General features: G+C 71.2%; 7 protein-coding genes. 5 read left to right on the top strand and 2 right to left on the bottom strand.

Annotated features, from left to right (window positions below):
• The first annotated feature begins 52 nt into the window (after nt 1-52).
• Genes L324_RS00955 through L324_RS00935 form a run of 5 tightly spaced genes read left to right on the top strand, consistent with a single transcriptional unit; the run spans nt 53 to nt 6832 of the window.
• On the top strand, nt 53-1201 hold the full coding sequence (locus L324_RS00955; protein WP_037303361.1) for a bifunctional cobalt-precorrin-7 (C(5))-methyltransferase/cobalt-precorrin-6B (C(15))-methyltransferase: 1149 nt from the start codon (nt 53-55) through the stop codon (nt 1199-1201).
• Nucleotides 1198-1959 (top strand): precorrin-4 C(11)-methyltransferase, encoded by a 762-nt coding sequence (gene cobM / locus L324_RS00950; RefSeq protein WP_037303360.1) that lies wholly within the window; start codon nt 1198-1200, stop codon nt 1957-1959. The genes L324_RS00955 and cobM overlap by 4 nt, the downstream gene beginning before the upstream one ends.
• Entirely contained in the window at nt 1956-2951 is a 996-nt protein-coding gene (locus tag L324_RS00945) for a Gfo/Idh/MocA family protein (protein WP_037303359.1), read from the top strand. Before cobM ends, L324_RS00945 begins: the two co-directional genes overlap by 4 nt.
• Nucleotides 2948-3694, top strand: a complete 747-nt coding sequence (locus tag L324_RS00940; RefSeq protein WP_037303415.1) for a cobalt-precorrin-6A reductase — start codon at nt 2948-2950, stop codon at nt 3692-3694. Before L324_RS00945 ends, L324_RS00940 begins: the two co-directional genes overlap by 4 nt.
• Before the next feature lie 33 nt (nt 3695-3727).
• Complete coding sequence (locus tag L324_RS00935) at nt 3728-6832, top strand: arabinosyltransferase domain-containing protein (RefSeq protein ID WP_081736151.1); 3105 nt, start codon at nt 3728-3730, stop codon at nt 6830-6832.
• A gap of 56 nt (nt 6833-6888) precedes the next feature.
• On the opposite strand, the gene helR is transcribed toward L324_RS00935, so the two are convergent.
• Together helR and L324_RS00925 are read right to left on the bottom strand one after the other, a co-directional pair.
• Complete coding sequence (gene helR, locus L324_RS00930) at nt 6889-9066, bottom strand: RNA polymerase recycling motor ATPase HelR (RefSeq protein WP_173426332.1); 2178 nt, start codon at nt 9064-9066, stop codon at nt 6889-6891.
• Between the two features lie 236 nt (nt 9067-9302).
• A complete protein-coding gene (locus tag L324_RS00925) occupies nt 9303-12968 on the bottom strand; it encodes an nSTAND1 domain-containing NTPase (RefSeq protein WP_051173552.1) in 3666 nt (1221 codons plus the stop codon).
• Between the last annotated feature and the right edge of the window lie 16 nt (nt 12969-12984).

Genomic DNA, 12984 nt, shown 5'->3' with positions numbered 1-12984 from the left:
CTGTCGTCGACGACCTCTGGCCGATCATCGCATAGGAAATCCGTCGTCTAGCGTGACCGAGGTGCGCGAAAAATCACCCCTGACCGTGGTCGGTATCGGGGCCGACGGCTGGCCCGGCCTGTCATCGCAGGCCAGGGAAGCGGTGATGAACGCCGACGTGGTCGTAGGCGCTCCGCGTCAGCTCGCGTACCTGCCCGCCGGGGTGAAAAGCGAACCGTGGCCGAGCCCGCTTCTTCCCGGCCTGGACGACTTCCTCGCCGAACGCGAAGGCCGTGTCTGCGTGCTGGCCAGCGGCGATCCCCTGCTGTCCGGCATCGGCACGACGCTCGTCCAGCGCGGCTACGACGTCGAGATCCTGCCTGCGCTCTCCTCGGTGACGCTCGCCCGCGCGAAGCTCGGCTGGGCGGCGGAGGAGACCGAGGTGGTCACCGTCGTCGGCCGCGCGATCGGCCGGGTGAGCCGCGCGCTCGCGCCCGGCCGGAAGATCCTCGTCCTCGGCGCGAACGCCGAAGACCTGCTCGACCTGCTCAAAGCCCGTGGTTACGGCAAGAGCCGCGTCACCGCCCTGTCCGATCTCGGCGGGCCCGACGAGCGGGTCGGGCCCGGCACGCTGACCGTGTTCGCCATCGAGGCCGACGGCCCCGCGCTGCCGCTGACCGGTCTGCCCGACGACGCCTTCGAGCACGACGGCCAGCTCACGAAACGCGACCTCCGCGCGTCCGCGCTGGCCAGGCTCGCGCCGTCGCCCGGCGAACTGCTGTGGGACGTCGGCGCGGGCGCGGGCAGCGTCGGGATCGAGTGGTCGAGGGCGCATCCGCTGAACCGGGCGATCGCGATCGAGCGGTCGCCGGAACGGGGCGCGCGGATCACCCGGAACGCGCACACGCTCGGCGTCCCGGAACTCGAAGTGGTGCTCGGGGCCGCGCCGGAAGCGCTCGCAGGACTGCCGGAGCCGCGAGCGATCTTCATCGGCGGCGGGCTGACCGTGCCCGGTGTCCTCGACGCCTGCCTGGCGACCGGCGCGCGGATCGTCGCGCACGGCGTCACGCTCGAATCCGAGCAGGCCCTCGCCCGCGCGTACACCGAACACGGTGGTGAGCTGATCCGGATCGGCGTCGAACAGGCGGCGCCGCTGGGCGGATTCACCGGCTGGACCCCGGCGCGGGCCGTGACACAGTGGACCTATCGGAGCAAACCTTGACAGTGCACTTCATCGGCGCGGGCCCCGGCGCCGCCGACCTCATCACCGTGCGAGGCCGTGACCTGCTCGGCCGCTGCGGGACCTGCCTGTACCCAGGCAGCATGACGCCGACAGCGCTTCTGGAGCACTGCCCCGGCGACGCGGTGCTCATCGACACCGCGAACCTCGCTCTGCCCGCGATCGTCGAGCGCATGGTCGAAGCGCATGAGAAGGGCCACGAGATCGCGCGGCTGTGCTCGGGTGATCCGTCGATCTACAGCGCGGTCGCCGAGCAGATGCGCCGTCTCGACGCCGCCGGCGTTCCCTACGACGTCACGCCCGGGGTGCCCGCGTTCGCCGCCGCGGCCGCGCTGCTCAGCCGCGAACTGACCGTGCCCGAAGTCGGCCAGAGCCTGGTCATCACCCGGGCGCAGGCGCGTTCCACCGCCATGCCGCCGGGTGAAACACTGGAGAACTTCGCGCGGACAGGCACCACGCTCGCACTGCATCTGGCGATCAACCGCGTCGAGCAAGTAGTCGACGAATTGCTGCCCTTCTATCGGGCGGACTGCCCGGCGGCCGTGGTGGCGCTGGCGAGTCAGCCCGGCGAACAGGTGCTGCGGGGCACCCTCGGCACCATCGCCGCGCAGTCCCGCGAAGCCGGCATCACCAGGGCGGCGATGATCTTCGTCGGCGAAGTCCTCGCGGCCGAGGGGTTTCCCGACAGCTTCCTGTACTCGGCCACCCGTGATCGCGCGAACCAACCGGAGTCGTTATGAAGGAACTGCGCTGGGGCCTCCTGGCCGCCGGGACCATCGCCGCCGAGTTCGCGGCGGGCGTCGACGAGAGCAAGCGCGGCGCGCTGGAGGCCGTCGCCGCGCGATCCGGCGACCGGGCGGCCGAGTTCGCGTCGCGCTTCGAAGTCCCGAAATGCTACGGCTCCTACGAGGATCTGCTCGCCGATCCGGACGTCGACGCGGTCTACATCTCGACGCCGCATCCGCTGCACGGCGCGTGGGCGATCCGCGCGGCCGAGGCCGGGAAACACATCCTGTGCGAGAAACCGCTGACGGTCTCGGTCAGTGAAGCCGAGAAGGTCATCGAAGCGGCGCGCGCCAACGACGTCTTCCTCATGGAGGCGTTCATGTACCGGCTGCACCCGCAGATCCGGCGGCTCGCCGAACTGATCTCCAACGGCGCCATCGGCGAAGTCCGCGCCGTCGACGTCGCCTTCAGCTACAACTTCGCCACTCCCCGGCTCACCGATCCCGCGCTGGGCGGCGGCGGGATCTTCGACGTCGGCTGCTACTGCACTTCGCTCGCGCGGCTGGTCTCGCAGGCCGCGACCGGTCAGGACGTCGTCGAGCCCGAAGAGGTCCTCGGGATGGCGAGGCTCGACGAGAACGGCGTCGACGAGGTCGCGTTCGGCCTGCTGCGGCTGCCCGGCGGGATCCTCGCGCAGCTGGCGTGCGGTTTCCAGCTGACCCAGGACGACCACATCCGCGTCTACGGCTCGCAAGGACAGCTGTACGTGCCGAAACCGGCGTGGATCCACGAAATGCGCAAGCCGAAGACGTCGCAGATCGTCCTGACGCCGGAGGGCGGCGAGCCCGAGGTGATCGAGGTCGAAGCGACTCAAGGCCTCTTTGCTCGCGAAGCCGACCACGTGGCCGCGCATCTCGCCGACCGGCAGGCGCCCGAACTCACCTGGGCCGAGACACTCGCCAACCTGCGCACGCTGGAACGGTGGCGCGCGGCCGTGGCTCGATGACGCTGCTCATCCTGGGCGGCACCGGTGAAGCCCGCGAGCTGGCGACGGAGCTGGTGGCGCGCGGCGAGCACGTCGTGTCGTCGCTCGCGGGCCGGGTCGCGCGGCCGAAACTGCCCGACGGCGAAGTCCGCGTCGGCGGCTTCGGTGGCCCGGAAGGTCTCGCGCGGTGGCTGACCGAGAACGACGTCGACGCGCTGATCGACGCCACCCACCCCTTCGCCGAGCGCATCGGCGCCAACGCGGCCGAAGCCGCCCGCATGACGGGCACGCCGCTGCTCAGGCTCGCCAGACCCGGCTGGACCGAGGAACCCGGCGACAACTGGCACTGGGCCGACGACCTCGGCCACGCCGCGCGCCTGCTCCCGGACCTCGGCGAACGCGTCTTCCTCACCAGCGGGCGGCAGGGGCTCGCCGCCTTCGCCGGGCTGGACGACCTCTGGTTCCTGATCCGCTGTGTCGACCCGCCCGAGGTGCCGCTCCCCCGGCGGCACGAGGTCCTGCTGGACCGGGGCCCCTACACGGTGGAGAAGGAACGCGCGCTGATGGAGCGGCACGGCATCGAGGTGCTCGTCACCAAGGACAGCGGCGGCGCGATGACCGCGGCGAAGCTCACCGCCGCCCGCGAAATCGGCCTCCCCGTGGTCGTCGTCCGGCGGCCTCCGCGACCCGGAACGGCCAGCGTGACGACCGTTCGTGACGCCCTAACCTGGCTCGGTGTCACGACCAAGGGCAGCCCTGCGTAAGCCGTTCGGACCAGACCCGTTAGCGTTGCGCCGATGCGTCTGATCGCTGTCACGCTGGGGTTGCTGTCCGCCTTGTGCGCGTTGGCTTTCCCCTTCCTGCCGGTGGTGCAGGACACAGCGGAGGTCGTCTGGCCAACGGCCGGCGACACCCGCTCCGTCAACGCGCCCTTGACCGGGTACTGGGCACAGGACCTGCGCGTGGATCTGCCGTGCCCGACCATCCGTTCGCTGGACGCGCGCACGCAAGGCCCGGCGCTGCTGTTCTCCACCGTGCCCGACGGCCGCACCGACCCGCGTGCGGGCAAGGGTGTCGGCCTGCAGCTGCGCATCGACAACGGGGTGCTGCTCGCCTCCAGCCAGGGCCAGCAGATCGTGCAGCAGCCGCTGCCGGAGAACACCTGCGACGTCAAGCTGACGGCGGACGCGAACCAGATGACGGTGACCGTCGCCAAGACCACGGTGTTCCACGCCGAGGGCGACGTCCGGCCACGACTGGTCGGGATCTACTCGTCGCTCAACGCCGGCAAGGACCCGATCGACGGCCTGCACGTCTCGGTGGTCCCGGACACCCGCTACCAGACCTCGCCCACGGTGCTGAAGTGGATCATCGGGGTGATCGCGGCGCTGTCGTTCATCGGCTGCCTGATCGCGGTGTGGCGGATGGACTCCGGATTCGCGCGCCGCGCGCCCCGCTGGGCGCCGGTCGGCTGGTGGCGGCTGACCGCCCGCGACGCGACGGTGATCATCGCGCTCGGCGCCTGGGTCTTCATCGGCCCGGTCACCTCCGACGACGGCTACATCCTCACGATGTCGAGAGTCGCGGAAGAGACCGGCTACCTGACGAACTACCACCGCTGGTTCGGCGTCGCCGAGGCGCCGTTCGGCTGGTTCTACCACGTGTACCAGCTGATGGCGCACGTCAGCACGGTGCCGCCGTGGATCCGGCTCCCGTCGTTCCTGCTCGGCGTGCTGAGCTGGCTGCTGATCAGCCGCGAGGTCATGCCCCGCCTCGGCACCCAGGTCCGGACGAGCCGCGCCGCGGGCTGGGCCGCCGCCGCGGTGTTCCTGGTCTGGTGGATGCCGTTCAACAACGGGGTCCGGCCGGAACCGGTCGCCGCGCTGGGCTCGCTGCTGGCGATCTGCGCCGTCGAGCGCGCGCTGGTGACCCGCCGCCTGCTGCCGCTGGCCCTCGGCCTCACCGCCGCCGGGTTCACCCTGGCCGCGACGCCGACCGGGCTGATCGCCGTCGCCCCGTTCCTGGTCGCCGCCCGACCGCTGTTCAAACTGGTGCGCCAGCGCGCCGAGAACGGCTGGCTGCCGGTACTCGCGCCGGTGCTCGCGGCCGGGCTGCTGGTGCTGGTCGTGGTGTTCGCCGACCAGACCTTCGCCACCGTCCAGGAGGCGACCCGGATCCGCACGCAGGTCGGCCCGAACCTGTCGTGGTTCCAGGAACTGGCGCGCTACCAGTTGCTCTTCGAGAGCCTGCCGGACGGTTCGGTGCCGCGCCGGTTCCCCGTGCTGCTCGTGTTGCTGTGCACCGGGACCTGCCTGGTGGTGCTGCTGCGCCGCGGCCGGATCCCCGGCGCCGCGCTCGGCCCCAGCCGTCGCCTGATCGGCACGGTCGCGCTGTTCTTCCTGCTGCTCGCGCTGACCCCGACCAAGTGGACGCATCACTTCGGCGCCTTCGCCGCGGTCGGCGCGGCCATGGCGGCGCTGACCGCGCTGGCCACCAGTTCGACGGTGCTGCGGTCCCGGCGCAACCGGGCGGCGTTCCTGGCCGGGCTGCTCGTGGTGGGCGCGCTGGCCGCGACCGGGCCCAACTCCTACTGGTTCGTCTCGAAACTCGGCGTGCAGTGGACCGCGGTGGCGCCGTCGATCGGCGGGATCCCGCTGTCGACGATCCTGCTGGGCGCGGCCGCGATCGCCGGGATCTACGCGTTCGTGGAGAACGTCCGCGCGCACCGGCCGGGCCTGCCAGCGGGACCGCAGGAGGGGCGGAGCCGGTCGCTGCGGCTCGGGTCGCTCTCGCTGGTGGTCGTCTGCGGTCTGATGGCCACGGGCGAGTTCGTCAGCATGGCGTGGGCGATCCACAACCAGGCCGGTTCCTACAGCCTCGGCGCCGCGAACTTCGGTCATCTGTCCGGCAAGAGCTGCAACCTCTCCGACCACGTGATGGTGGAACGGGACGCCGCGACCAGCATCCTGCGGGCCCAGCCCGAACAGCGGACGGTGCCGGTGAAGAAGGAGGAGCCGCCCGCCGGGCAGACCCCGCCGCCGCTGCCCGATCCGGAACAGGACAACGGCCGCGTGCAGACCGGGTTCCACACCCGCGCGATCGACGACAAGGATCCGCTTGCCGAGCCGCCGCACGGGTTCAAACCCGACGAAGTGCCGATGTGGAGCAGCTTCCTCGACCCCGAAACCCGCGCCGGACGGCTGCGCAGCGACTGGTACGCCCTCGCCGAAAAGCCCGCGGACGGCCAGATCGTGGTCGCCACCGCGGGCGCGGCGCGGCGGCCGACGTCGGTCAGCCTGGACTACGGCGTGAACACCGGCGAAGGCGTGAAGGTCGTCCGCAGCCAGTTCGTGCTCCCGCCGGGCGCGGGGACGAACGGCTGGAACGACACCCGGATCAATCTGCGCGACCTCCCCGCCGAGACGACCTCCGTGCGGATCAACATCGTCGACAACGACCTCACCGAGGACGGCTGGATCGCCGCGTCCGCGCCGCGCGTGCCGACGTTCACCACGCTGACCGAGAAGATCGCGGGCAAGCAGGTGTACGTCGACTGGCCCGCGTCGTTCGTCTACCCGTGCGTGCAGCCGGTGACCTCACACGACGGCATCTCGAAGATGCCGGATTACCGGATCACGGCCGGCGCCGTGGCCGACGAGGCGAACTGGGCGTCCAGCACCAACGGCGGCCCGATCGGCTGGCTCGAAGAGGTCGCGGACGAACCCGAGGTGCCCAGCTATCTGATCGGCCAGCCGAGCCAGTCGTGGGGACAGCTGCTGCAGGTCGAACCGTTCACCGAGGGGATCGCGCCGACGATCATCCACGGCGAGAAGGTCGTCCCCGGCTGGTGGTCGCCGGGTCCCGGGCCGCGGCAGCCGAACGGCAAGGACCCGACCCGGTAGTGAGCTGAAGCGTCCTTCACCGCATCTGACGCGGTGAAGGACGCTTTCGTCGCGTCTCATGCGGGGAAAGCGTCCTTCAGCGCCTCCGGCAGAGCCTCCCGGTACAGGACGCCGAGTCGCTGCGTCGCGCGGGTGAGCGCGACGTACAGCTCGGCCGCGCCACGGGGACCGTCGGCGAGGATCCGGTCCGGGTCCACGACGAGGACGGCGTCGAACTCGAGGCCCTTCGTCTCCGACGCGGGCACCGTCCCCGGCACGCCGGGCGGTCCGATGACGACGCTGGTGCCTTCACGCCCGGCTTCGTCCTTGACGAACTCCTCGATGGCACCGGCCAGGGAATCCCCGGTGACCTGCCGCGCCCACGGCTGGACCCCGTTGGCGCGGACCGACTCCGGCGCCCGCACATCCGGAGCGAACTCGGCGAGCACCGAAGCGGCGACGGCCATGATCTCCGCGGGCGTGCGGTAGTTCACCGTCAGCGACCGGTAGACCCAGCGGCCCGGCACGTAGGGCTCCAGCATCGAGGCCCACGACCGCGCCCCGGCCTCGGACCGGCGCTGCGCCAGATCGCCGACCACGGTGAACGACCGGTTGGGGCAGCGGCGCATCAGCACCCGCCAGTCCATTTCGGACAGTTCCTGTGCCTCGTCGACCACGACGTGCCGGTAGGTCCAGTCCCGGTCCGCGGAGGCGCGTTCGACCAGGCTGCGCGTGTCGTGCTCGACGAACCGGTCGGCGAGTTCGTCGGCGAAGAGGAGGTTCTCCGCGGACAGCATGATGTCCTCGTCCATCTCCTCGCGGTCCAGCTTCAGCGTGTCCAGCACACCTTCGGCGTACTCGGCCTCGGCCTTCTTCTCCCGCGCGACCGTCCGGTCAGCCGCCTTCTCCGCCGTCTTGTCGCGGCCGAGCAGGTCGACGAGTTCGTCGAGCAGCGGCATGTCCGACACCGTCCACGCCTCGCCGTCGGCGCGCAGCAACGCCGGATCGGCACCGGCCGCGCGCAGCCGGTCCTCCGACGCGAGGAGCGACCCCAGCAGCGCTTCCGGCGTGAGCACCGGCCAGAGCGCGTCGAGCGCGGCGGTGAACGCCTCGCTCTCCGCCAGTTCCTTGAGCAGGTCCTTGCGCAGCCGCTCCCACTCGTCGCGTTCGTCCCGGCTCAGCCAGCCCCGGCCGATCCGCGCGATCGCCCGTTCGGTGAGCACGTAGGTGACGATGTCGGTGAACACCGCGCGGGCCTCGTTGTGCGGCAGCCCGCTCTTGCGGCCCTCGTCCCTGGCCCATTCCGCGGTCTCGGCGTCGATCCGGACGGTGACGTCGGTCAGGTCGATCGGCATCGGCTCCTCCGGCAGCCGCTGCCGGTCCGCGACGGCCGCCTTGAGGACGTCCAGCATCTTCAGCGAACCCTTGAGCCGCACCACCTCCGGCTCGTCCTCGGCGGTGACGTGCTTGCCGGGGACGAAGTCGCCGGTGGTCATGAACACCACGTCGGTCTCGCCCAGCGACGGCAGGACCCGGCCGATGTGGTGCAGGAACGCCGGATTCGGCCCGACGACGAGCACGCCGTGTCGCTCCATCCGCTCGCGCTGGGTGTAGAGCAGGTAGGCGACGCGGTGCAGCGCCACCACGGTCTTCCCGGTACCCGGACCACCCTCGATCACCAGCACCCCGGGGTGCTCGTGCCGGATGATCTCGTCCTGCTCGGCCTGGATCGTCGCGACGATGTCGCGCATCCCCTCCCCGCGCGGCGCGTTCACGGCCGCGAGCAGCGCCGCGTCCCCCTCCGCGTCACCACCGGGGCGGCCGAACACCTCGTCGGTGAACCCGAGCACCTCACGTCCGTGCGTGTGGAACTGGCGGCGACGGCGCATCTTCTCCGGCGTCGCCGCCGTCGCGGTGTAGAACGGGCGCGCCGCCGGTGCCCGCCAGTCGAGCAACACCGGTTCGTAGTCGTTCTCCTCGTCGAAGAGACCGATGCGGCCGATATGGGAGGTCTCCCCCGAAACACTGTCCAGCCTGCCGAAGCACAAGCCGTTGTCCACGACGTCCAGCCGCCGCGACTCCCTCGCCAGCGCACGGACCTCGACGTCCCGCTCCATGGCCGTCCCGCCGGTTCCCCCGAGCGCGGCCTGGAACTCCCCCTTCACCCGCGCGCGTTCGGCGTCCAGGCGCGCGTAGAGCCCGGCGACGTATTCGCGCTCGGACCGCAGCTCTTCTTCATGACCCTGAGTTGACACAGACTCCCATTTCGCCAGGTTTCGGCTACGGCGAGTGAGTCTGAAGCATGACGGGGGTCTTGTGGCAAGTCCCCCCATGCGCTATATGTTTATTACGGAGGGAGTTACCTTCGTTCACTTGTCGGCCCATTCGGGCCATCTCCGTGCGGGTCGTCTCTGGCCACCTCATGCCGACTTATGTCCGGGTTCCGGGTGGGCTCGTGAGTGGTAATGACGGTTAGAACCCTCATTACCACTCACGAGCCCCCACAAGGTGGCGTGTAGTCGAGCCCCGGAAAGTACCTCTGCCATTCCTCTCTGGTGATCCTCGGCGTCGCCAGTCTGCAGATCTCCTCACCCACGCGCCCGGCGTCCGTCTGCCACAGCTGCACCCCGCTGCTGCCGATCGCGAGCGTCTGCCCGTCGTCCCGGTACGCCAGCGAGTTGACCGTCGCGGAAAACCCGGTGAGCTGCGCCGTCTCGACCGGGTTCCGGGGATCGGTGAGATCCCAGACGCGCACCGTCCGGAAGGCCGACGCCGCCAGTTCCCTGCCGCTCGGGCCGAACGCGAGCGGGCCGACGCCCTCGGGATTTCCGCCCAGTTTCGCCAGGCGCACGGCGTGTGCGCGATCGGAGATGTCCCACAGGTAGACGTTCCGGTCGGCGCTGCCCGCCGCCACGGTGCGCCCGTCGGGGCTGAGCGCCATCTTGAACAGCGCGCCGGAGTCGGGCCGCAGCGTCGAGACGAGACCGGGCCGCCGAGGATCGGCGACGTCCCACAGGGTGACCGCGGACGAGTCGAGGCCTTGGCTCGCCACGAGTGTCCGTCCGTCGGGGGTGAACGCGAGCGACCACACTGTGCCGTCACCGACGGGGAGGACCCGCGGCTCGGCGAACCGGGTGGGATCGCTGATGTCCCACAGCTGGATCGGCCCGTCGTCGTGGCCGGAGGCGAAGGTCTTCCCGTCCGGGCTGAACGCGAGCGAGTACGTGGGCTTCACCTCGGTCGACGCCAGCGGTTTCGGTGCTGTCGGATCGCTGATGTCCCAGCGCTGCAGCACGAACGTCCCGGCGACCCCGGCGCCGTCGTGCGCGGCCAGCGCGAGGCTGCGCCGGTCCGGGCTCACCGCGACGGCGGTGACGGTGGCCAGGCCGGGGAGCTTCGCGAGCTGCCTCGGGGCGCGGAGGTCGTCCATCGCCCACAGTCGCAGATCGTCCCCGGCGGTGACGAGGATGCGCCCCTCGTCGAGGAACGTGCCGGCGTTCCAGCCCACGCTCGAGGACAGCGCCAGTTCGCCGACGTCCTGCAACCGGACGGTCCGGTCGGCGCTGGCGGACACGATGGTCTTGCCGTCCGGGGAGAACGCGGTCCACCAGATGGCGTTGGTGTGCCCGGAAAGCGGCGGCAGTTCCTTCGCCTGCCCGGTGACGTCCCACAGGCGCACGGATTGGTCGTCCCCGGCGGTCACCACCAGCCTGCCGTTCGGGCTGAACCCGGCCGCCCAGACCACGGCCGGGGTGTTCAGCGTCGTCAGCGGCCGGGGCGCCGCCGGATCGGTGACGTCCCAGAGCCGCGCCGTGCGGTCCCAGCTGGTGGTGAGCAGCCGCCGTCCGTCCGGACTCCACGACGCGGTGAGCTGGATGTCCTTGTGTCCGGAAAGGACGGACAACCGTCGTGGCGCGGAGAGCGTGGTGACGTCCCAGAGTTCCGCCGTCCAGTTCGTGTTCGTGACCGCGAGCAGCCGTCCGTCCGGGCTGAAGACGGCGCGTTCGAGCTGCTCGGCCGGAAGGGCGCCGAGCGGTTTCGGCGCGCCGAGATCGGTGACGTCGGTGAGCCTGATCGTGCGGTCCGCGGAGCCGGTGACGAGGACGTGGCCATCGGGTCCGAAGTCGGCCGAGAGGAGGACTTCGCTGTGCCCGGCGATGTCCGCCTTCCGCACCGGATGCCGCGGGTCGGTCAGATCCCAGAGCCGGACGACGTGCTCGCGGGTGACGGTCGCCAGCGCCCGGCCGTCCCGGCTGAACGCCAGCGGGCCGCGGACCTCCGCCGAACCGGGCAGCGTCGAGAGGACCACCGGATGCCGCGAATCGGCGATGGACCACACCTTCGTCTCCCGGTAGGAGTCGGAGGTGATCATGAGCTGCCCGCTCAGCGCGACGGTGACGTCGCCGGGATCGAAGGGCATCCTGGTGGCGAACGGCGCCGCCATGGACGCGAGCAGGCCGTCATGGGTCTCCTGGATCGGCGCGAGCCGGTACGCGGCGAGGCTGAGTTGTGTCGACAGCGCCGGGTTCGACTCCCTCAGCCCCTTCGCGTCGACGACGGCCTTCCGTGCCAGCGCGACATTCCGCTGATCGGTGGCGGTCCGCCCGGCGTCGACGGCGTATCCGACGGCCACTCCCGCCAGGAGCAGCAGGACGCCGAGGAGCGCGACGAGCCTTCGCAGCCTGCGGGTCCGTTTGCGGCCGACGGCGGCCTCTTCGGCTTCGGAGTCGAGGCCGGCCCGCAGGAACTCCTGCTCGCGGGCGCTCAGCGCGTCCGGCTCCCTGGCCGCCCATTCGGCCGCGAGACCGAGCCGGGTGCCGCGGTAGAGGCTGCCCTTGTCCCGGTCCAGTGATTCCCAGAGATCGGTCGCTTCGGCGAGCTGACGGTGCAGCCGATGTCCTTCGCGGTCCTCAGCGAGCCAGTCCCGCAGCCTCGGCCAGCCGCGGATCAGCGCCTCGTGCGCGATCTCGACGCCGTCGCGGTCGAGGACGAGCAGGCGCGCCTCGGCGAGGCGTTCGAGGACCTCGGTCGTCGCCGGATCGTCGTCGAGTTCGCGCCGGTTGAGGCGGCGCTTCGTGTCTTCGGTGCCTTCGCCGAGCGCGGTCAGCCGCAGGAAGATCTGCCGGACGACGCGCTGCCTGTCCGGTTCCAGAGCCGTGTAGACCGATTCCGCGGTCTGCGCGATCGCGTTGAGGATCCCGCCCGCCGCCTCGTACGCGGCGCTGGTCAGCGTGATCCCCTGGCGCCGCCGCCAGGTCTCCAGCAGCGCGTGCGACACCAGCGGCAGCACCGCGGGCTGACCGGTGGCGTCGGCGACGAGCGTCGTGACCAGTGCCGCTTCGACCCGGCAGCCCGCGCGGACGGCGGGTTCGACGATCGCGGTCCGGAGTTCGTCGGCGGTCATCGGGCCGACCATCACCTGCGCGTCGGTGAGCGCCGCCACGAGACCCGCGTGACGGCAGAGGTGCCCGTAGAAATCGGCGCGGACGCCGAGGACCACCTGGGTCCCGTGCTCGTCGCGGGCGAGTGCCAGCAGCGCGTCGATGAACCGGTCCCGCTCGTCCTGGTCCCGGCAGAGCGTGTAGACCTCTTCGAACTGGTCGACGATCAGCAGCCGTCCCTCGGCGTCGAGGTCCGCTTCGAGCGGATGGGCGCCGGGAGTCCGGACGACGGGCGGACGTTCGCTCTTCGCCGCCAGCCCGGCCCGCAGGACGGACGACTTCCCCGACCCCGAAGCGCCGAAGACGCCGACGAGCCGATGCCGCGCGAGCTTGCCGGTCAGCTCGGCGACCAGCCGGTCCCGGCCGAAGAACCGGGCGGCGTCGGTCGTCTGGAACGCGGCGAGGCCCAGGTACGGAAGCTCGGTCTCGTCTCGTTCGCCTTCGGCCGCGGCGAGTCCGGCGGCGACCTCGCGCCAGCGGTCCTCCCATGCCTGGATGTCACCGCCGCACGCGGTGACGTACGCGGTCGTCACCGCGAGCCCCGGCAGTTTCCGGCCGCCCGCCGCCTCGGACAGCGCGGCGGCCGAGTAACCCGCGCGGGACGAAAGCTCGCGGTAGGTCGGCCCGCCCGCCTTCTCCCGGAGCAGCCGAAGATCCGCCGCGAACCGCACGACGACGTCGTCGCCCGGCCCCAGCGGGCGCTCGCGTCTCGGCACCAGGCCCCCCTGATCG

Origin of the sequence: Amycolatopsis orientalis DSM 40040 = KCTC 9412, assembly GCF_000478275.1 — a bacterium.
In the GTDB taxonomy this organism is placed as follows: domain Bacteria; phylum Actinomycetota; class Actinomycetes; order Mycobacteriales; family Pseudonocardiaceae; genus Amycolatopsis; species Amycolatopsis orientalis.
Note: the sequence above shows the minus strand (reverse complement) of the source record. Positions and strands in the feature narration are given on the sequence as shown.

Excerpts from the sequence above, each read along its gene's own strand:
- L324_RS00945 (WP_037303359.1), top strand. The coding sequence starts at position 1,956 with ATGAAGGAACTGCGCTGGGGCCTCCTGGCCGCCGGGACCATCGCCGCC.
- L324_RS00940 (WP_037303415.1), top strand. The coding sequence starts at position 2,948 with ATGACGCTGCTCATCCTGGGCGGCACCGGTGAAGCCCGCGAGCTGGCG.
- L324_RS00935 (WP_081736151.1), top strand. The coding sequence starts at position 3,728 with ATGCGTCTGATCGCTGTCACGCTGGGGTTGCTGTCCGCCTTGTGCGCG.